23 protein-coding genes are annotated in these 20,097 nt (G+C 51.1%); 10 read left to right on the top strand and 13 right to left on the bottom strand.

Annotated features, from left to right (window positions below):
* Positions 1-68 precede the first annotated feature (68 nt).
* The 4 genes from DW350_RS09685 to DW350_RS09670 all read left to right on the top strand — a co-directional run bounded on the left by DW350_RS09685 (position 69) and on the right by DW350_RS09670 (position 3,241).
* Positions 69-689, top strand: coding sequence for a LysE family translocator (locus DW350_RS09685; protein ID WP_226911422.1), 621 nt, complete (start codon positions 69-71; stop codon positions 687-689).
* Between the two features lie 89 nt (positions 690-778).
* Positions 779-1,756 carry an oxygen-dependent tRNA uridine(34) hydroxylase TrhO gene (trhO, locus tag DW350_RS09680; RefSeq protein WP_336406993.1) on the top strand — a complete coding sequence of 326 codons (978 nt, stop codon included), beginning with the start codon at positions 779-781 and terminating at the stop codon, positions 1,754-1,756.
* Between the two features lie 46 nt (positions 1,757-1,802).
* Complete coding sequence (locus tag DW350_RS09675) at positions 1,803-2,486, top strand: hypothetical protein (protein ID WP_152032963.1); 684 nt, start codon at positions 1,803-1,805, stop codon at positions 2,484-2,486.
* Positions 2,483-3,241, top strand: a complete 759-nt coding sequence (locus DW350_RS09670) for a glucosaminidase domain-containing protein (RefSeq protein WP_115718668.1) — start codon at positions 2,483-2,485, stop codon at positions 3,239-3,241. The genes DW350_RS09675 and DW350_RS09670 overlap by 4 nt, the downstream gene beginning before the upstream one ends.
* A 24-nt stretch (positions 3,242-3,265) precedes the next feature.
* Here DW350_RS09670 and ttcA read toward each other — a convergent pair whose 3' ends face one another.
* From ttcA to DW350_RS09650, 4 genes are all read right to left on the bottom strand, one after another.
* Complete coding sequence (gene ttcA / locus DW350_RS09665; protein WP_115718667.1) at positions 3,266-4,177, bottom strand: tRNA 2-thiocytidine(32) synthetase TtcA; 912 nt, start codon at positions 4,175-4,177, stop codon at positions 3,266-3,268.
* A gap of 88 nt (positions 4,178-4,265) precedes the next feature.
* A complete protein-coding gene (gene uspE, locus DW350_RS09660; RefSeq protein ID WP_115718666.1) occupies positions 4,266-5,180 on the bottom strand; it encodes a universal stress protein UspE in 915 nt (304 codons plus the stop codon).
* A gap of 55 nt (positions 5,181-5,235) precedes the next feature.
* Entirely contained in the window at positions 5,236-5,931 is a 696-nt protein-coding gene (locus DW350_RS09655) for an OmpW/AlkL family protein (RefSeq protein ID WP_115718665.1), read from the bottom strand.
* A 131-nt stretch (positions 5,932-6,062) separates the two neighbouring features.
* Positions 6,063-6,785 carry an FNR family transcription factor gene (locus DW350_RS09650; RefSeq protein ID WP_152032962.1) on the bottom strand — a complete coding sequence of 241 codons (723 nt, stop codon included), beginning with the start codon at positions 6,783-6,785 and terminating at the stop codon, positions 6,063-6,065.
* Between the two features lie 249 nt (positions 6,786-7,034).
* Here DW350_RS09650 and DW350_RS09645 point away from each other — a divergent pair, with 249 nt between their 5' ends.
* Together DW350_RS09645 and DW350_RS09640 are read left to right on the top strand one after the other, a co-directional pair.
* The gene (locus DW350_RS09645) at positions 7,035-8,303 is read left to right on the top strand and encodes a tyrosine-type recombinase/integrase (protein ID WP_115718663.1); all 1,269 of its coding nucleotides are present in this window, start codon (positions 7,035-7,037) and stop codon (positions 8,301-8,303) included.
* A gap of 95 nt (positions 8,304-8,398) precedes the next feature.
* Entirely contained in the window at positions 8,399-8,683 is a 285-nt protein-coding gene (locus DW350_RS09640) for a hypothetical protein (RefSeq protein ID WP_115718662.1), read from the top strand.
* A 42-nt stretch (positions 8,684-8,725) separates the two neighbouring features.
* On the opposite strand, the gene DW350_RS09635 is transcribed toward DW350_RS09640, so the two are convergent.
* Together DW350_RS09635 and DW350_RS09630 are read right to left on the bottom strand one after the other, a co-directional pair.
* The gene (locus DW350_RS09635) at positions 8,726-8,974 is read right to left on the bottom strand and encodes a hypothetical protein (protein ID WP_115718661.1); all 249 of its coding nucleotides are present in this window, start codon (positions 8,972-8,974) and stop codon (positions 8,726-8,728) included.
* Positions 8,975-9,337: 363 nt separating this feature from the next.
* Positions 9,338-9,613: a DMT family transporter gene (locus tag DW350_RS09630; protein ID WP_115718660.1), complete on the bottom strand. Its 276-nt coding sequence runs from the start codon at positions 9,611-9,613 to the stop codon at positions 9,338-9,340.
* Positions 9,614-9,781: 168 nt separating this feature from the next.
* Here DW350_RS09630 and DW350_RS09625 point away from each other — a divergent pair, with 168 nt between their 5' ends.
* The gene (locus DW350_RS09625; protein ID WP_115718659.1) at positions 9,782-10,225 is read left to right on the top strand and encodes a DUF3693 domain-containing protein; all 444 of its coding nucleotides are present in this window, start codon (positions 9,782-9,784) and stop codon (positions 10,223-10,225) included.
* 16 nt (positions 10,226-10,241) lie between these two features.
* Here the strand turns inward: DW350_RS09625 and DW350_RS09620 are convergent, their stop codons facing one another.
* The 4 genes from DW350_RS09620 to DW350_RS09605 form a co-directional block, all read right to left on the bottom strand.
* On the bottom strand, positions 10,242-11,159 hold the full coding sequence (locus DW350_RS09620; RefSeq protein WP_115718658.1) for a LysR family transcriptional regulator: 918 nt from the start codon (positions 11,157-11,159) through the stop codon (positions 10,242-10,244).
* A gap of 37 nt (positions 11,160-11,196) precedes the next feature.
* Positions 11,197-11,862, bottom strand: coding sequence for a response regulator transcription factor (locus DW350_RS09615; protein ID WP_115718657.1), 666 nt, complete (start codon positions 11,860-11,862; stop codon positions 11,197-11,199).
* Positions 11,863-11,997: 135 nt separating this feature from the next.
* Positions 11,998-12,264 (bottom strand): DksA/TraR family C4-type zinc finger protein, encoded by a 267-nt coding sequence (locus DW350_RS09610; protein WP_115718656.1) that lies wholly within the window; start codon positions 12,262-12,264, stop codon positions 11,998-12,000.
* Positions 12,265-12,277: 13 nt separating this feature from the next.
* Complete coding sequence (locus DW350_RS09605) at positions 12,278-13,198, bottom strand: AraC family transcriptional regulator (protein ID WP_115718655.1); 921 nt, start codon at positions 13,196-13,198, stop codon at positions 12,278-12,280.
* Positions 13,199-13,320: 122 nt separating this feature from the next.
* Between DW350_RS09605 and DW350_RS09600 the strand changes: the two genes are divergently transcribed.
* On the top strand, positions 13,321-14,052 hold the full coding sequence (locus tag DW350_RS09600; RefSeq protein WP_115718654.1) for an SDR family oxidoreductase: 732 nt from the start codon (positions 13,321-13,323) through the stop codon (positions 14,050-14,052).
* A 23-nt stretch (positions 14,053-14,075) separates the two neighbouring features.
* Here the strand turns inward: DW350_RS09600 and DW350_RS09595 are convergent, their stop codons facing one another.
* Complete coding sequence (locus tag DW350_RS09595; protein ID WP_115718653.1) at positions 14,076-15,212, bottom strand: NAD(P)/FAD-dependent oxidoreductase; 1,137 nt, start codon at positions 15,210-15,212, stop codon at positions 14,076-14,078.
* 134 nt (positions 15,213-15,346) lie between these two features.
* Between DW350_RS09595 and DW350_RS09590 the strand changes: the two genes are divergently transcribed.
* Together DW350_RS09590 and fabA are read left to right on the top strand one after the other, a co-directional pair.
* On the top strand, positions 15,347-17,323 hold the full coding sequence (locus DW350_RS09590; protein WP_115718652.1) for an AAA family ATPase: 1,977 nt from the start codon (positions 15,347-15,349) through the stop codon (positions 17,321-17,323).
* 78 nt (positions 17,324-17,401) lie between these two features.
* A complete protein-coding gene (gene fabA / locus DW350_RS09585) occupies positions 17,402-17,920 on the top strand; it encodes a 3-hydroxyacyl-[acyl-carrier-protein] dehydratase FabA (protein WP_226911421.1) in 519 nt (172 codons plus the stop codon).
* Between the two features lie 59 nt (positions 17,921-17,979).
* Here the strand turns inward: fabA and rmf are convergent, their stop codons facing one another.
* Entirely contained in the window at positions 17,980-18,159 is a 180-nt protein-coding gene (rmf, locus tag DW350_RS09580; RefSeq protein WP_115718650.1) for a ribosome modulation factor, read from the bottom strand.
* A 204-nt stretch (positions 18,160-18,363) separates the two neighbouring features.
* Entirely contained in the window at positions 18,364-20,079 is a 1,716-nt protein-coding gene (locus tag DW350_RS09575) for a DUF3466 family protein (RefSeq protein ID WP_115718649.1), read from the bottom strand.
* Positions 20,080-20,097 lie beyond the last annotated feature (18 nt).

Below are 20,097 nucleotides of genomic sequence, written 5' to 3'. Positions count from 1 at the left end.
AAATGCACTGGCAGTGATAAGGGTAATAGCGGTAAAAAGCGCGCTTGCGTTTGATATCAAGAGTGTTTATGTCATTTGAACAGTTTCTGCTGCTGGCTTTTGCCCATCTTTTGGCCGTTATTAGCCCGGGGCCTGACTTTGCAGTGGTCAGCCGCCATGCCATTGCCTTTGGTCGAGGCACCGCGCGCGGGGTAGCACTGGGCGTCGGTTGCGGTATTTTGGTGCATATGACCTACACCTGGGCTGGGGTGGCACTGCTGCTAAAAACCCACCACAGTTTGGAAGTGGCGTTTTCAGTAATAGCCGCCGCCTACCTTCTTTACATGGCCTATGGCGCGCTGCGCGCTAACCACGGCTTACAGCTCGCCGCAGAAAATGGGGATGCTCCGGCTTGGGCTACAGCATTTCGCCGCGGCTTTTTAACCAACGCCCTAAACCCAAAGGCAACGCTGTTTTTCTTGGCGCTGTTTGGCTCGGTACTTAATGCTTCACCCAATGGCTGGCAGATGGTGGCGGTGTCTTGCTACCTGGCGGTGGCAACGGCGTTGTGGTTTGTGTTGCTAAGTTGGCTATTGACGGCGGGGCCACTTGGCCGCTTTTTAGCGGTAAAAGGCTACTGGATCGACCGCATTTTAGGTGTTTTCCTGGTGCTTTTGGCCGGGCGTCTCATTTACGGACTTTTCTGGTAAAATAACGCCAGTTTAAGAAAAGGGCGCCTCTGGGCGTCCTTAGTGTTGTATGCGCCGGCTTTACGGGCCGGTTAGCTGAAGAGGAAAAGATGATGTCCCACTTTGTGGTTGCTGCCCTTTACAAATTTACCCGTCTACCTGACTTCGAGGCTTTTCAACAACCGCTGCTAGATGTGATGGCAGAAAACGATGTCAAAGGCACCTTGCTGTTAGCGGCCGAAGGCATTAACGGCACCGTTTGTGGCCCCCGCCAAGGTATCGACAAACTCAAAACCTACCTCAATAGCCAGCCGCAGTTTGCTGGCATGAGCTACAAAGAATCCTTCAGTGACGAGCAGGCCTTTTATCGCACCAAGGTAAAGCTGAAAAAAGAAATCGTCACCATGGGCGTAGAGGGTATCGACCCGAACAAAGTGGTGGGCACCTATGTTAAGCCGGCTGACTGGAATGCACTGATAAGCGATCCAGAGGTGCTGCTGGTGGATACGCGCAACGACTACGAAGTGGCTGTCGGCACATTTAAAGGCGCCCTTGACCCAAACACCAAGGCGTTTCGCGATTTTCCGGCCTACGTGCAGGAGCACCTTGACCCATCCAAGCATAAAAAGGTGGCGATGTTCTGCACCGGCGGTATTCGCTGTGAAAAATCCACGGCCTATTTAAAAGAACAGGGCTTTGACGAGGTCTACCACCTGGAAGGTGGCATCCTTAAATACCTCGAAGAAGTGCCGGCCAAAGAAAGCCTTTGGGAAGGCGAATGTTTTGTGTTTGACCAACGAGTCACCGTAAAACACGGCCTGTTGCAAGGCAGTTTCGACCAATGTTTTGCTTGCCGCCGCCCCATTAGCGACGAAGACAAAGCATCCGATCAATATATTCAGGGTGTGGCCTGCCCACACTGCTATGACGAAATGTCAGAAGAACAAAAGGCCCGCTTTGCCGAACGGCAAAAGCAAATTGCCCTGGCCAAGCACCGTAACCAAACCCACATTGCTGCAGACGTAGCAAAGCTGAAGGCCGAGAAAGAGGCCCGCAAGCAGGCACTGGCTGAAAAACAACATGACTGAAAACGAACCCCAGACTGTTCACGTAGGCGGCTCAGTTGAGCAAGCCATGGCAAAACAAATCAAGCTCGACTTAGGTGCCATGCTCAAAGAGGCATGGCAGGGTGCTGCCCGGTTTGACCGGGGCCTTATTGCGCCCTTTTTGATGCTGGTTGGTATTACCATGATCCTGGGTGTTGTCATGGTGGAACTGATGGAACACCTGGGGTGGACCTTGCATGACTTACAGGGCCAAACCCTGTTACAGCTGATTTTAACGGTTATGCTGGCGCCGGCCTTAGTGGGCCTACAGCTGATAGCCTTACAACAAGTGGTGGGCCTGCGCCCGCCAATGCAGATGCTGTGGCACTGGTATCGGGTTGGTCCGGTGTTAAGCCTGACCGCACTGATGAGCTTGGCCATTGTCAATATCGGCATGATGCTGTTTATTGTGCCGGGGCTGTTTTTGCAAATTGCCCTGACACCGGTGTTGATGTTGGTGGCCGATAAAGGCATGTCTCCCTTTACCGCCATTAAAATCTCGGTATTGGTGTGCGTTCGGTACTTTGTTGGCTTTTTATTGTGTCAGCTATTATCGATTTTGGCGGTGTTGGTATCGGCAGTAACGCTGGGTATTGCCTCGTTGTGGCTGGTACCGTTGCTGATGCGCTTTCAGGCGATTTTATATCGCGAACTGTTTGGTGTGCGTTTGAAGCTGGCCACCGGTAATTCACAGGCAATGTTTAACGCATGATTTTGTCGATTTTAAGAGCACCGTTGTTGCTGTTGGTGGTGATGCTTGGGCTGTTGGCTTGGTTACGTCAGAGCGACTATGTGCCTGCCCGCGGCGCGGTTAACGCGGCATCTGCGATGCCTGACTTTGATCAATTTCAGGATGTAGTGGAAAAGAAAAAGGCCTTTTTTGCCTATCTGCGGCCGATGGTCGAGGCAGAAAATGCCCGGATCATGGCCAACCGCAAACGCTTGAAAAAGGTGCTGACGAAACAATACCTAAGCCCGGCAGAGCAAGAATGGCTGGATAACTTAGCTGACAGCTACGATGTACCGCTGCCATTGGATGACAAAGGCAAAGACACCTTGCTGCGCCGCGTTGATAAACTGCCGGTGGCGCTGGTGTTGGCCCAAGCCGCGAACGAGTCAGCCTGGGGCACCTCGCGTTTCGCGACCGACGGCAACAACTTCTTTGGCCAATGGTGTTATGTAGAAGGCTGCGGCCTGGTCCCACAGCAACGCATTGAAGGGGCCAGCCACGAAGTGGCGAAATTTAAATCGCCGCAGGCGTCGGTGCGCAGTTACATCCATAACATCAATACCAACGGCGCCTACTATGGGCTGCGAAAAATTCGTGAAAAGGCCCGTGATGCGGGCCGCGACCCAAGGGCAGAGAATCTGGTCAGGGGCTTGCTGCATTATTCGCAGCGTGGCGGCGCCTATGTGCGGGAGCTGGCCGACATGATTAGCCACAACCGCCGCTATATGACCGATTAAAAAAAGCGCCTTAAGGCGCTTTTTTTATAGGGTTTTAACCGCCAGGGTCAGTGCCGGGTCTGGCATGTTGTCATCGTCTTCGTCGAGCGCCGGCATCACAAAGCTTTCTTTATCAAAAGCAATATCACCTTCTAAGCCCTCGGCGTTATCACGGCTAAGCCCTTTAAAATCAAACAATGCGGTATCCGCCAAGTGCGAAGGCACCACGTTTTGCAGCGCCTTAAACATGGTTTCAATACGGCCTGGGTATTGGCGGTCCCAGGTTTGCAGCATTTCTTTTATCACCTGGCGCTGCAAGTTCGGCTGCGAGCCACAGAGATTACAGGGAATAATAGGGAATGCCTTGGCTTCGCTGTATTTAACGATGTCTTTTTCCCGGCAGTAGGCGAGGGGACGGATAACCATGTGTTTACCGTCATCCGACACCAACTTTGGCGGCATCGCTTTTAATTTGCCGCCGTAGAACATGTTCAGCAGTAGCGTTTCTAAGATGTCGTCGCGGTGGTGGCCAAGGGCAATTTTATTGCACTTAAGTTCGGTGGCGGTGCGATACAAAATGCCGCGCCGTAGCCGTGAACACAGCGAGCAAGTGGTTTTGCCCTCAGGCACCTTTTCTTTGACGATAGAGTAGGTGTCTTCATTAACAATTTGGTACTCAACCCCCAAGGTGTCTAAGTAGCCAGGCAAAATATGTTCGGGAAAGCCCGGCTGCTTTTGGTCGAGGTTTACCGCCACCAGTTCAAAGTTCACCGGTGCTGAGGCTTTGAGGTTCATCAAAATATCCAGCAGGGTGTAAGAGTCCTTACCACCTGACAAGCACACCATGATGCGGTCGCCATCTTCAATCATGTTGAAGTCGCTAATGGCCTGGCCGACATGGCGTCGCAAGCGCTTTTGCAGCTTGTTGAAATTGTACTGTTGTTTCTGGCTGGACATCTTGATTCTCGTACGGCATCGCTTGGGGCGCATATTATACGCAAAAGAAAACGCCGCGCTATGCGCGGCGTTTTTCATGCGGGCGCGATCAGGCTTTCACTTGTGGCTTAAGTGCCAAAAGGTCGCTGCCTAACCGGTCAATCACTTGCTCGGCGGTGTTACCAATGAGCGCCGCAGTTAAGCCTTTGCGGCCTACGGTGCCCATGATAACGAGCTCGGCATCAAGCTGCTCGGCAACGTGCGGAATAACATCTTCCGGCAGGCCCTCTTTTACGTGAATGTGGCTATCATCAATGCCAAAAGCGCTGGCATGTGCTTTGGCTTGTTTTTCATGATGTTCACGCATGGCCTGGGTATAAGACTCAGGGTCAAATTCCGGAATTTCAATCGCAATGTTGACCGGTGTGCCGGGGTAGGCTGTCACCAAGTGCAGCTCTGCACCCACCATTTTGGCCAGGGCCAAGCCCTCGCTGGTAATAGCGTCGTCTAACTGCTGATGAGCTTCGTCTTCAGAGCCGCAGTTTACCGCTGCCAATACCACACCACCTTGCGGCCATTCGTGGTCTTTAACCAACATTACCGGTACCGGTGATTTGCGTAGCAAATGCCAGTCGGTGGGGGTAAAGATCACGGCTTTGAGGGTGGAATGTTCGTGGGTGGATTTAAAGAGAACGTCGAAATTGCCCTCGGTAAGGGCTTTGAGAATGCTCTCATAGGGGCGGTTATGCCACGCTGTTTGCAGCTCAATGTTGACGCCGTCTTCAATAAAAGGTTTTGCCAGTTCGTTAAGCCATTCTTTACGCTGGCCAAGAATGCCATTACGCATGGCCTCACGCTCAGAAGAAGAGAGCATGGTGGTCATTTCGTAAGAGAAGTCGTAGATGGTCAGGAAAAGCGTAATTTTTGCGCCGGTTTTTTTGGCGAGAAAAGCGGCTCTTGAAAGGGCAGGTTGTTCGGTTTGATTGGGGTCGGCGACCACCAGTATTTTATTAAATTCTGCCATGGTATCACCTCTGCTGTTTTTGGGCCCCGGTTACAGGGCCCTTATTCGTTACTGCTTAAAAACGATAGCCAAAAGCGATGTACGCTACAACAGGGTCAATTTGCACATCCACTTTTTGCACGGTTTGTCCATTCACTTTGACACGGGCGTCGGTGTCGATATCAGCATACCATACCGCTGCACGTACAAAGGCTTTGTCGGTAATGCTCCAGTCCATACCCACTTCGCCAGCCAGGCCGAAGCTGTCAGACAGGGTAATGTCTTTGTCACCGGTCAGGCCCAATGAATCCAGAGTAGAGGACATTTGGCCTGATACATGAGAGTCAAAGAACTTGGTGTAGTTCACACCTACGCCAATGTAGGGGCGAATTTTTTCACCGTCTAAGAAACGGTACTGCAAGGTAACGGTTGGTGGCAACTGTTTGGTTTTACCCACATTTAAGCCATCAACGGCGGTACCCGGAGAACTCAAGGTTATCTCGTGAGAGAACGGAGTAGCTGCCAGCAGTTCAACAGACCAGTTCGGTGCAAAGTCGTAGTTCAGGGTCAGGCCCAGTTGGGTGTCGTCGTCGACTTTGACTTTGGTTGAGTTGCTTGGCAAGCCAGCAGCGGCTTCAACGTTGGTCAGGTGGCTGGAATCGTCGTTGGGGTTGACGTTGATAGCACCTGCGGTAACACGCCAGCCGGTATCGGCAACAGCAGAACCACAGAACAAAGCAGCAGCCGCAAGGGCAAGAACGGAATAGCGCATGGTAACTCCCTACCAATCTTTAGGGCTTATTAAACTGGCTGCAAGGTTAGGCGTGTGGGGCAGGGGGTAACTTGTTTTGGATCAAAAGAAAAAGGCCCCAATGGGGCCTTTAGTCTTTGAAATGATTTAGATCAAACCTCTAACGGGTCTGAAGCAACACTTCGCAAACCATCAAGGTCTGTAACATTAATAAACTTACCTGACACTTCGATGAAGCCAGATTTTTGAAAGCGGCCCAGTAAGCGGCTAATGGTTTCAACGGTCAGCCCAAGGTAATTGCCAATGTCGCCGCGGGTCATGGTCAGGCGGAACTCTTTCGGCGAAAAGCCGCGGGCCCCAAAACGGTTAGAGAGGTTCATTAAGAACGATGCCAGGCGCTGCTCTGCGGTTTTCTTTGATAGCAACAACAACATGTCTTGGTCGCCCTTAATTTCGGTCGACATTAAACGCATGATCTGTTGGCGAAGCCGCGGCATGGTGCCTGACAAACGGTCGAGGGTATCAAAAGGAATTTCACAGACCATGGCGGTTTCCAGCGCTTGGGCAAAAGAAACGTGGCTGTTGCGGCCTATGGCATCAAAACCAATGATGTCGCCGGGCAAGTGAAAACCGGTAATTTGTTCTTCGCCTTCCTGGGTCAGGGTGTAACTTTTGATAGTGCCAGAGCGAATGGCAAACAAGGAGTCGAGCCCTTGGCCTGCTTCAAACAATGTATCACCCTTATGAACGGGTTTCTTTCGCTCAATAATGCTATCTAGCTGATCCAGTTCGTTATTCGTAAGAGTAAAAGGGATACATAGCTCACTCATGGCACAGTCATGACAATGAATGGAGCAGGCAGATTGTCGAAGCATACAGTTATTCCTCTCAACTGACTTATCCAAAACGAACATGGCTGTTAGCCACTTTTTATGGACTATTCAATCCCCGAATAGTCGATATATGCCAATAGGATAACGGCACCGTACAGGAGAAAGCCAGAGTCTTTAATGTCTTTGTTCTACTAGGCGGCGATCTGCTGGCAAAACTAACCTGTATATATATTCAGTATTTAGGCCTATTCCGTTACACTAGGCCCCCTGTCATATGCTCTTGGCTCTTTCATGCAATTACCGCCCGTACTGCCGCTTTTTGACCGCCACAGCCTGGATGAGGGGAACGCTGTTGTAAATCAACACATTGCCAACCTGAGCCTGACTGCCATTGAAGACGCCGGGCTTATCTACCAGCTGGCTAGCCAATGGCTAAGCGACGTGGCCGGTAATGACAATAACTTTAAAACCTACCGCTCCGAGCTAACGCCGTTTTTACACTGGTGCTTCGATGTCGCCAAACAAAGCCCTTTGCAGCTTGACCGGCGCGGTTTTGCCAGGCACGTCGCTTATTGCCAATGCCCCCCGGCCCCTTTAATTGGCTTTCGCAATGTGGCGCAGTTTGTATACAACGCGCCTTGGCAGTGCCGAATACCCAACTCCCAGTGGTTGCCTTTTTTAGGGAAAAAACACCGCCCCTATCAGCTCAGCCCTCGAGCGCTTGCCACCAAGGTGGCGGTGTTGTCTTCCTTTTATGCCTTCCTTATTGATGAAGACGTAACAGAACGTAACCCTGCCAGCCAATGGCTGCGTTTTCAGCAGCGCCAAGGGGCGGTTGCAAACCTGAACTGGGACAGCGAGGAAGACTTAAAAGCCTTTAGCGAACTGCAGTGGTCTTACGTTATGGCAACCGCCAAGGCCTGGGCGGACCAGGCCCCGGAGCGCCATGAACGCACCTTATTTTTAGTCAGCCTGTTGTACAGCTGTTACTTGCGGATCTCCGAAGTAGCCGCAAGGCCTGGTTTTTCACCGGTGATGGGCCAATTTCGCCGTGACAGTAAAACCGGGGTTTGGAGCTTTCGGGTACCGGTAAGTAAAGGCGGCAAAAGCCGACGGGTGGCGCTATCAAAAGCACTGTTAACAGCCCTTGGTCGTTACCGGCAATTTTTAGGCCTGGCACCATTGCCTGCGCCGGGGGATAACACGCCACTTTTTGTGCGCCATAAAGCCGCGGGCCGCGGCCGCGAGCAAGGCCTTTTAAATGCCAACCTCGGCATTCGCCAGTTAAGAGATGACATCGACAAACTCATAACAGAAGCCAGTATCGCCGCCATGGCCGACGGCTTTGACCAAGACGCCCGAGAAATGCGCGAACTGAGCGCCCACAGTATTCGCCACACCGGTATTAGCCACGATATTAACCTCAACCAACGGCCACTTGCCCACGTGCAAGCCGACGCCGGCCACGACAGCATTCATACCACCAGCCTCTATTTGCATACCGCCATAGAAGAGCGCCACCAAAGCGCCGAAAATAAACCACTCAACCACCTGGAATAAGCCAAAGGGCAGGGCAGTGATTTATTGATCTGGATCAATACCTGTTACCCAAAGGCTATGCAAGGTGGTTAATAAATCGCCAGGAGGGCAGTTCGATGATGATAAGGCCACTGCAATACATCATTACGGTTGAACCCCAAACCGACGTTTTTCCCGAAGACTTAGAAGCCCTGCTAAATAGCTGGCATGCGCTACGCCTGAGCAAGCATTGCTGGTATCTCGATTCCGGCTTTCCCGACTTGGCCGAACCGCTCATTGATGAGCTGCGCAAATACCTAGGCGCCCAAGATCAGTTGTTTGTTATGGAATGCCAGGCCATTGCCAGTTGGAATGCCAATAAAGCGGTGCCAACGCTCACGCCAGCGGTGGTAGGGGTTTAAGTTCAAAGGCGTAAAAAAGGCCGGTAGCACCGGCCTTTTTTATCAGATAACTTGCGAGTCTACTGCGGTATGAGACACCGTGACTTTATCGCCTGGCTGCCAGCCGGTTTGGTTAAGCACCACCGCAGGAGTGTGCGTTGGCACCGTAAACACGTATTTATCAACCCGCTGGCCATCAGCGGCCGTTACCGGGTCTAGACTCACTTTTAATGCTTGCCACTGCTCAATGGTTATACCCAGCTCGTCGGCAATGGTCATGGCTTGCTGCGTGTCACCAAAGTAGTTACTCATAACGACTCCTTTTGCAAAAGAACTCAGCTACAGCCTACCGCAGCCAAAACCCGCAGAGCAGGGCAGCATAATGTTCGTTAAGACTCTTTTAATAACTACACAAAACCTAATGCCGATAACGCAATTTATCGGCATTAGGTTTTTTAGGTGCGTATTGGTTTCAAAGAGAGATAGGGTATTACACTTAATGGTTAATCACGTCAGGTGATTATTATTAAACAAAGTGATTTGTGAAATATGAAATAGTGTCAGTTTGCAAGAAAAGAAAAAACCTGAATGGAAATTCCTGAACTTAAAAACCAATTATTAATTCGAACCAGTTTTAGACAATAGATTGAGTACAGCTACGCCGATGATAATCAGTCACATTCCGAGGAAACCCCAATTGTCTATTTTCTGCCCATAAATGAGCCATGCCAAGAATGTAACGATGACAACCCCTAGACCGGCCCATATGGCATAAACGATACCAACTGGAATGCTTTTAAGAGCTAAGGACAAGAAATAAAACGAAATGCCATAGCCAATTAGGACTAGGATAGACTGCAGCGGCTTAGTAAACCCGTCCGTTGCTTTGAATGTGGTTGTAGCAACAACTTCACCTAATACCGCGACTATTATGAAGAGCCAATACTTCATTATGGTTATTCAAGAGGGCCATATTTATAAATGGCAGTCTTGCTATCAAGCCAACTTTGTGTGCAGTAGCTGTAAAAAAAGTGCTGATCCATTCGGAATCATTACCTTAAAAGTATTAAAGAATAAAAAACTAATCTATTTATTAGACTGAAAAAGTAAGTGGACACCATGTACATCAAAAATCTGGTCGAAACGGCCTTAAAAGCTGCTGGTTGCAGTAGTCAAAATGAATTAGCCAAAGATGTGCTTGGGATCTCCAGTGCGTTCCTTAGCGAACTCAAAACAGGCAAAGCCCCAGCGGCAGACCATCTGATCATCAAACTGGCTGAAATCGCAGGTGTGGAGCCGTCTCTAGCGGTGGTGAGCTACCACGAAGAACGGGCAAAAACAGACAAGGAGCGGTCAGTTTGGAGCACCTTGGTAAAGCGGATAAGCCACGGAGCAGCGGCTAGCGTGGCGGCCATGATGCTGACATTTTTGCCGCAGAAACCCGTCCAGGCTGATCCTATGCCGATTGCGCATAATGTATATTATGTTAAATTGCCTATTTTACCAGATAGGCATGCCACCGTCTCTATTCGTCATTGGGTATCCCACAACTTTAAGTTATAGCGAGCTTGGCCAAGCGTTATGATGGCTGCCCTTTTATCTCCTCACAGCATGCTTTAACGCATTGGCGCAGCCAACGATGTGCAGAATCGGCTTCCAGCCTTGGGTGCCACATTTGCGATACTGTGAATACCGGTGTTGCTACCGGAATGGCCAGCACGGTCAATAACGCCATCTGCGGATGATGCTCGGCAAACGATGCCGGTACCAATGCGACTAAGTCACTTGCTTGGGCTACGGCTAATGCTGCCGGGAAACTGGGCACCACTGCGGCAATATTTCGTTTAAGGCCAAGGTTTGCCAATGCGGTATCCACCGGGCCCTCGGGTTTACCATGACGAGATGCCACCACGTGGCCATATTGCACATAATCATGCGCCGTTATGCTGCGTTTCGCTGCCAGCGGATGGCCATGGCGAACCAGCGCCACAAAACGGTCGTCAAATAACCGCTGAATGCGAATTTCCGGGCCCATGGCCTTTAATACCCCAATCTCTAAATCGGCCTCGCCATCACGCAGCGGCCCGTCATGCTTCTGGGCTTTGGCGGTAAAATGCAGCCTTACCTTAGGCGCCTGCGCCGCAACAGCTTTAATGAGGTGGCCGCCCAGGGCTTCAACAAAACCTTCATTGCAACGAATAACAAAGGTTCGGGCCAACTTGGCAACATCGAAATGTGACGCTTTGGGGCTTAATACCGCCAGGCTTTCATCTGCAGCTACCATGGCGCGCTGTCGAAGGCCTTCGGCATGGGGCGTTAGTACCATCTTGCGCCCTGCCCTGACCAATAACGGGTCGCCCGTTGTGACGCGTAGCCGAGTCAGGGTGCGGCTCATGGCTGAAGTGCTTAGCCCTAGTTGGCGCGCCGCCGCAGTAATATTTTGCTCGCGCAGCAGCACATTTAGGGCAATAACAAGGTTGAGATCGGGGGTTTTCATGGCGCCATCCTACCGAAAACATCGCCATTGGGCACGGTTAGCTTTCGGTGGCGTAACCGAGTCCCCGGCGGTTTATTATCGGCAGTAGCCCACCTTTTTCCCGCACTTTTTTTCTGACACAGGAGAGATGCACTTGCAGGGCATTTTGGCTGATGCTGTGCCCTTGAGCAGTGAGGGTACTGATAATGGTGTCGGGGGCGACAGCCAACCCTTTGGCTTTAAAAATGATTTCTAACACCAAAAACTCGACCTGGGTGAGATACACGCTATGGCCTTCAAAGCGCAAGGATTGGCAGCTTAACGACAGTACATAATCACCGCTACTCAGCCCTTTATTGGCCCATAAGTGCCCGCAGCGCCTGACCAGTGCGTTAAATTGTGCCTGTGCTTCCTGGCCACAGGTGTCTTTATATAAGAAGAGATCGGCACCGTTATCCAAGGCGTTTACCGCCAGGTTGCTACCGGCTTTACTGGCAACAGCAACCAAGGCAGTAACCAACCGTGCTTGGCGAAATTGCTCAATAAACTCAAGGCCATGGTCTGCCTCGTTATCAAGATCAACCAGCACCAATTCAAAACTGCCTTGCCAGATGCGGTCAAGGGCGTGCTGAAAACTAACCGTTTCAGCGATAGACAGGCCGGCTTGTTGACACTTGCCTGTAAAGTCGAGGTCAGCGCACGCTTGTACAAGCAGAATATTCATTGGTCACTGCCATAACGTAACAAGGATGCGAGATATTGGATTGAAGTAGCGGCCTGGCCATCGAAGCTCATAGCAATTGCATTTGCATTGACGTTAATGAGCCAGTCTTAAGATTTTGTTAAATTGACGGGCGCCTTAACGCAGCTGGCTATCTTTACTACCACGGCGGTTATAAAGGCTGTTTTTTTGCGCGTCTTTGTCCATTTCTTGCTGACAATGCACGCAATATTGAACCCCTGGTAAGGCTTGTTGGCGTTTAATGGGAATGTCAGCGCCGCACTCCAAGCAGGTTTTACGGCTAGGACCTTTGCCCAGTTTGTTGCGCACATTGGCCACAGCATCTTCGATGGTGGAATCAATTTGTTTGGTTACGGCGTCATCGCCAGCCCAACCGACTGCCATTACGACCTCCTTATTAAGCGAGATTTTCCAGCCTAACACCACCGGCAACTGCTGGGCCAATACCTGGCCTGTTGCTGCTGCGAAGTGCGGCAGCATCCGATGCCGGTGGCAAGCCAAACAGACGCCTGTATTCGCGGCTAAACTGCGCCGGCGTGCCATAACCCACCCGATAGGCGGCGGCTGCGGCGTCTACGTTTTCAAAAACCATCATCCGCCGCGCTTCATGCAAACGAATATGGGTACGGTATTGCATTGGACTGAGTGCTGTTGCCTGTTTGAAACGTTCATGCAGCACTGAGCTACTTAGCCCAACTTGCTGAGCAAGGGTTTGAATGGAAAAGGCTTGCTGGTAGTTAGCTTTGATCCAGGTAACCGCCCTACTAATAGCACTGCCCTGCTCTTTTACAATGTGACTCAGTACCGGTGCCGCGCCATTTTTTACCAGTCTGTAAATAATTTCCTGTTCGATGAGTGGGGCTAAATAGGCAATGTCGTCGGGGTTATCCAGTAATGAAACCAGCCGAATGCAGGCATCAACTAGGGCTTGGTCGGTGGCATTGGTGGCAAGTAACGGCCCGTGGTCTGAAGACGATGCTGGCAGGGCTAAAAAACGCGCAACCATGCCCGGGTCAAAGCTCAGATGCAGGCTAAGAAAAGGCGCGTTTTCACTGGCGCTAATAATTTGGCTCATCACGGGCAGGTCGACCGACACAACCAGATAACGCTCGGCGTTATATATCCACTGTTGATTGCCAATAACACAGCCCTTTGCGCCTTGGCTTACCAAGCACAGTGATGGGCTGTAAGACCAGGGAATCGCTTCTGTTGGGCTGAAACTGCGCATCAGTTTTAAACGGCTGACCGCCGTTTGGGTAATACCTTCACCTTGGCAATGGCGGTCAATCAGCCGAGCCAGTTGTGCCGTGGTTGTCATTAGGGGCCCTTATTGATGCCACTGCTTAGGAGGATCGTATAAGAAAAACGGACTGATAGCCAATGAAGCGGGCTTTTGGGTTTGAAATAATGCAAGGGTCAACAGCAAAGGAGCAATGAACAATGTCTCATCCCGTCGCAATTGTAACCGGGGCCTCTAAGGGGATTGGTGCCGCTATTGCCGAACATTTGGCCAATGCCGGTTTTGCGGTAGCCGTGAATTACAGCTCTTCACCTGCAGCAGCACAAGACGTGGTGCAGCGTATTACCGCCTCCGGCGGTAAGGCGGTTGCCATTCAAGCCGATGTGGCTGACCATGGCGCTGTAACGCGCCTTTTTGACCAAGCAGAGCAAGCTCTGGGCAAAGTGACAGCGGTGGTCTGCAACGCCGGCATTATGACCCTGGCGCCGGTTGAAAAATACGCTCAGGACGCCTTTTCCACATTGATGGCCATCAACCTTAACGGTGTCTTTAACACCCTGCAACTGGCAGCTCAGCGCTTGGGAAAAGGCGGCCGCATAGTCACCCTTTCAACCAGTGTGGTTGGCACCAATTTCCCAGGTTATGGGCCTTACGCTGCCAGTAAAGCGGCAGTAGAAACCCTGTCGAAAGTACTGAGTAAAGAACTAGAACACTGCGAAATTTCAGTCAACGTGGTAGCGCCTGGCCCTACCGCCACTGAGCTATTTATGGAAGGTAAGTCAGACGAAGTGATTGCCAGAATTGCCGCTATGAACCCATATAAGCGCTTAGGCAAACCCCAGGATATAGCTGATGTTATTGGCTACCTGCTAAGTGAAGGAGCCGCCTGGGTGAATGGCCAGGTCATTCGCGTTAACGGCGGTATGGTGTAAAAAAAGCCCGGCAATTGCCGGGCTTAGTTTTTTATGCCGCGCAGATACCACCATTCAAAAAACCGTTTTGCCCAATGCAACAACCGCCAATTGGGTGAAACCCACTGGCGTTTTTCACTGCGATAGACCAGGGTAGCGCTATCGAGCATATCGATAATGCATAAAAGCTCCCACTTAAAGCCGCGCATGTGGGGCTTGGCATTGCCAGCCAGTTCCTGCAACAGGTTATGGCTGGCGGCGCTGGCCATTAAATCAGCCATATGGGCCTGTTTAGGCGCCCACTCTGGGCCCGGAAAACTGCCGCTGTCACCGACCACATAAGTGGCTGCAAAACCAGGTACACGGCAATTTTCGTCCGCCTTTATCAGCCCGCCTGGAGATTGTGGCAAATCGCTGTTAGCAAGCCAGCTCGGCCCTGTCATTCCGGGCATAAATAAAATGACATCGGCATGAAATTCGGTGGCTTCGGTTACCACCTTGGTGGCTTCTAACCGCAGCGGTTTGGCACCTAAGTAGGTTTTTATATTCCGGCTTTTCATCCTGGCAAGAAGGCGCTCTACCGCTTGCTCGCCCAAACGCCCGCCAGGCCTGGTAGCCGGGTTAAAAAACACTAAATCGATATCTTGGCGTTTGCCTTGCCTGCGCAGCAACGTATCAAGCCCGAACAGCAATTCGAACATCGGGCCACCGCGAACGGCGGCAGGTTCATTGGGATTACCGCCAAAACCAACCGCAATAGTGCCATGGGTAAGCTGGTTGATGCGGGCGGTAATGGATTCGGCCGCTGTGATACCGTCACAAAGGGTAAGCGCATGTTCAATACCGGGGAGCTTTTTAATAAAACGGCTACCGCTGGCAATCAGTAAGCCTTCGTTGTATACATCGCCACGGTCAGTGTGTACACAGCGCCCACCTTCGCTTAAACCTGTTACCCGAGCTTGCTGAAAATTGACCTTAAGCTTGGTAAGTAACGGCTGAATATTAAAGACAATATCGGAGCGTGAGCGCAGCCCTGCCGGGACCCAAATCAAACTGGGGTAATAATGAAACTCTGGGGCTGGCGCAATCAAGGTTATCTCTACATCGGCTGAGTGTTTGCGCAATGTTTTGATTGCAGTTAGCGCGGCAAAACCGGAGCCGATAACACAAATCCGTTTCATGATACCCCCACCCGTATAAAGTCTTATCTTACGTTAGAGCGGGATGGCCAGTTAGGCAAGACTTCGTTTCTGGCGCTGTTGCCAGGCAAGTGCCGTGATATCATAACGTAACGATCCTTTTTGCTAAGTCCTTGATGACGAAAAACCTGCTTTTGGAAGCGACGTCGCTTCAGCCTCATTTTAATCTTCACGCCTTGCCCTTTAGCGCAGACTACTTGCTTGGGCAGCAATCAGGTGAAGCAGAGCTTGCCCAGGCGACGGCGGACAGCAGTGCCCTTGGCCATATTTACCTTTGCGGTGCCTCCTATATTGATAGCCTGGCCATTTTTAAAGCGGCCATTGCCAAACAGCCCAAGGCCACTCGCAAAGACAAGGTTTGGGATTGGTGCTATGCCGAAAATATCCACGACTCCAGAAGGCCCTATTGCTTCCAGTTAAAAGCAGGCAGTGGTGACAGCTTTTGCCAGGCTGTTGGCGAATTGTTTGCGGTAAATGGTGCTGATTTAGAAAAGCGCTTAACTGCCCTTATTGCGGCGCAGCCGCAAGAGCCGCGATTAAAGGCGTATTTTGAAACCTTACTGGCAGCCAATGCCGCGCAGCAGGGTGCTAACCAGCCGTTGCTACTTAACCTGTTAGTCAGTCAAAACGCTGAGCAGGTACCCATCATCCACAACCGTGATTTGTCAGAGCTGGGCCTGTTTGGCGAAATCACCGTTGAAACCCAGCAAGGCACGGTGCTGGTAAACCAACATTTGCTGCGCCCTGGCGACTTACACCGTGCTAACGGCGGTTATTTGCTGATTTCGGCAGCCGAACTTGCCCAGCAACCACAAGTGTGGACGCGCTTAAAAGAGGCGCTTTTTGGCCAGCGTATTGACTGGACCCAATACCGAAGCCAACAGCCCGGTAGTCCCTTGTTTATGCCAGAAGCGATGCCGCTGGATGTAAAAGTGGTGCTGTTTGGTGACCGGGGTGACCATTTGGATTTACTGGACATCGACCGCGAGTTAGCGCAACTCTTCCCGTATTTTGTTGAATGGGTGCCCTTTGTTGCGGCAGAACACAGTAGCGAGCTTGCCGCCCATCTTGGCTTTGAAGCCGTTAAAAAAGGCTTTAAGTCCCCTACCCTTGACGCCTTGAAGGTACTACTTCGTTACGGTAGCCGCGTATTTGAAGACCAAAACCGTATTGCGTTAATCCACCATCGTTACAGCGAATTACTGAGCCGCGCTAACTTCATCGCCAATAGCCATGAAATTACCGAGGCTGATATTAAAAAGGCGATTAACGCCCGTGACGGAGCCCAAGGGCTTGCTAAAGCCATGAGCCGCGAAGCCATGGCCAAGGGCCATATTCTGATTGAAACCCAGGGCAAACGCACTGGCCAGGTTAATGGCCTAACGGTGCTGGACCTTGGCAATACCGAATTTGGAGAACCATCGCGAATAACGGCCACCGCCCATTATGGTGATGGCGATATTATTGATATTGAACGTAAAGCCGAGCTTGCCGGTAACATTCACGCCAAAGGCGTAATGATTTTAACCGCCTTTCTTGCCAGCCGCTTTGCCCAAGAAAATACTCTGCACTTGTCTGCATCCTTGGTATTTGAGCAGTCTTACCATGAGGTGGATGGCGATTCGGCTTCTGCCGGTGAACTTATCTGTTTGCTGTCGGCGTTGGCGATGCTTCCGGTGCGCCAAGACATTGCCATTACCGGCGCCATTGACCAATTCGGTAATGTACAAGCCATTGGCGGCGTGAACGCCAAGATAGAAGGTTTTTTTGAGGTCTGTAAAAGTCGCGGTTTGACAGGCTCGCAAGGGGTTATTTTGCCGCTGTCGAACCAATCGCAGCTGAATCTGTCGGACGATGTAATTGAAGCGGTAACACAAGGCTGTTTTCATCTATGGTGCGTTGAGCATGTGGATGATGCCATCGCACTAATGATGGAAACCGATGCCGGTGAGTTGGATGATAATGGGGATTACCCTAAAGCTTCAGTGTACGGTCGTATTCAAGCGCGCCAGTTTGCCTTGTTGGAGATGGAAGAGCCTGTAAGCTCCTTGGGACGCCGCATCATGCGCCGTTTGGGCTTGGGGAGAAGTTAAAAGGTTTTGCTGGTCTGCGTTGTTTGGCGTACAGTTGTACGCTAACCTTTCGCCGTTCGTGAAATGAAGGAATTGTTTGTGCTGACAGAAAAACACAGTTTCAGTCGTGAAGACCTCTTAGCCTGTTCGCGTGGCGAGCTTTTTGGCCCAGGTAACAGCCAGCTGCCTGCCCCTAACATGTTGATGATGGATAGAGTGGCGCACATTCATCTGGAAGGCGGTCAGTATGGTAAGGGTGAAATCATTGCCGAGCTGGATATCAACCCTGATCTGTGGTTCTTCCAGTGCCATTTCCCCGGCGACCCTGTTATGCCTGGCTGTCTTGGCCTGGATGCAATGTGGCAGCTAGTGGGCTTTTTCCTTGGCTGGCAAGGCGGCCCTGGTAAAGGCCGGGCTTTAGGTGTGGGTGAAGTGAAATTCACCGGTCAAATTCTGCCAACGGCCAAGAAAGTCACCTACCACATTCATATGAAGCGCCTCATTAACCGCACCTTGGTGATGGGTATTGCTGATGGTGAAGTCGCCGTTGATGGCCGCGTTATCTACACCGCCAAAGACTTAAAAGTGGGCCTGTTTAAAGACACGTCCAGCTTCTAAGCTTACATATTGAAAAAGCCCCGCTTTAGCGGGGCTTTTTCGTTACGGTTGCGTGATGATTATTTCATGGCGACGCCATTGATGACCCTATCTTCGACTGCAGAGCGCCAACCTGAGTGCCAATAACTGCGAGCATCTACGCTCTGGTAAGGACACGCTTCTCGTGGTTTACCACCAATCCCGGCTTGATAACCACGTGAGTGGGCTCGTTCTAGACGGTCACGTTTTTGTCTTCTCATCCTCTACATCCTCTTCCTGCTGAAGGCGAAGTTGGGAAACGCACAGCCCAACATGGGCCGTACCCTTAACCAATTAGAAAAGATGTGGAGTATGATCAAATGAGGATCTAAGAGTTTAGCACTTGACAGACGCCAAGCACTTGAGATCTTTTTGAATTTTCTTTTACAAAAAAAGCCGCTCATTGAGCGGCTTTTTTATCGTTATTAGCGTTTAAACTGACGTCGGCGCAGTAAACCAACCAGCCCTAAGCCGCCTAAGGCAAGGAAACCGAAGCTACCACCGCCCTTGCGGCTGTAGCTGGTGTCATCATCTTCGTCGTCTTCACAGGTGGTGGCAGTATCGTCCGACGGTGTCAGTAACACCGGGCGCAATACGTATTGCACATCACCGTCATCATCCAATACCTGATTGCCGTCACTGTCACGCAGCGTGGTCACTGCCGTAGCGGCAATTTGGCCGTCATCGTTGATACGACGCGCGTATTCGAGCACCCAGTCTTCACGAGCGGTACAGGTGTCACCACCATAAACGTCATCAAGGGTGGTGCTGTTAAATTGCAGCTTATCGTTCAGATCCTGGAAGTCGTCATTGTCGTAATCGTATACGAAGGCGTGCTGACGACGGGTGCTGGACGGCGGCAACTCTTCATAGTCGGCCACACCCACGACTAAGTCATCGTTGTTGATGTCGTAAGCAACGGCGTTAGCGCTGGAATAGAAAGTAGATGGATAAGTGATGTCCCCAGATGTTTTATCAAACACAAAGAAACGATACTTACTGTAGCTTGATGGATAAACCACTTCACCCACTACAATGTTGTTGTCGTTAATACCGTAGGCAACGGAGCTGGAAATACCGCTACCGGTTTTACCAATGGCTTCGATAGGTTCACCGGTGCTGGCGTCAAAAATGGTTGCAACGTTACGCCAGGTACCGTCGTTGTTATGCATGGACTGGCCAGCAACAATACCGCTGCTGTTTATCGCATAACCGTAAGAGTTATAGCTTGCCGGGTTATAGTCATCGCCAGTTTTTTCGTTCAGAACGCCTAAAGTGACTGGATCGCCAGGCACACCGTTGGTCAGCGGCCAAACGGTAGCGCGGTACTGATAAGTCACGTTACGCAAACAGGCCAACATTGGCTGTTTCACGTCCGAATCTTCACAGTTCGACAAGGTGGTCTCGGACCCAGAAGACAACTCTGAGGAGCTGTAACCGACGATATAAGAGCTATTACCGCCCATGGCGATGGAATAACCGCCCAACTTGTCATCGGCGCTAATAAGCTGGGTATCGTTACGGGTGGCATCTGGATAGGTATAAGCCGGATACAACGGATAGGTGGTGCCGTTGTTATCGGTCATAAAACCGCGGTGACTGTAATCACGCACGTAGTCGGTGACTTCGTCACCGTCACCATTGGTGAAGGTGTCTGCGGTAAACGGCCCCGAGTTATAACCAAAGTAATAACCGTCAACGCCACCATAGACATAGCTGGTAACGGTGAGCAGGTCATCATCACTGGCAAGGCCCGGAACCAAGGTCATCGAGGTACTGGAGTTGCCCATAAAGCCGTTAGCTGTAGACAAGCTGCGGTAATACCCAGAGGTGTCGTTATAGACGTCGTCGACGAGGTCGGTAACGGTATCGTCGTCAAACACGCCCAGCAAATCCGAATAGATATCGTTGGTGGTATCTGACTCGGTGATACGCGCCGTTTCAACAGTATTGTCGTGGATCTCATCACCAGAGACGATACCGGTAAGGGTGCCGTCTGATGTTAAACCCAACGCAGTCAAGTGGTACGGTGCTACCGGTGATGACTCAATGGTTGAGAGCGTATAGCTATTAGGGATGGTGGCGTAAGCCTGAGTTGTGGCTAACGCTACCAAAGAAAGGGTTAAAGCTCTTTTTTTCATGAATTCGGTATTCCTGCA

It is taken from the genome of Gallaecimonas mangrovi (assembly GCF_003367375.1).
In the GTDB taxonomy this organism is placed as follows: Bacteria; Pseudomonadota; Gammaproteobacteria; order Enterobacterales; family Gallaecimonadaceae; genus Gallaecimonas; species Gallaecimonas mangrovi.
Note: the sequence above shows the minus strand (reverse complement) of the source record. Positions and strands in the feature narration are given on the sequence as shown.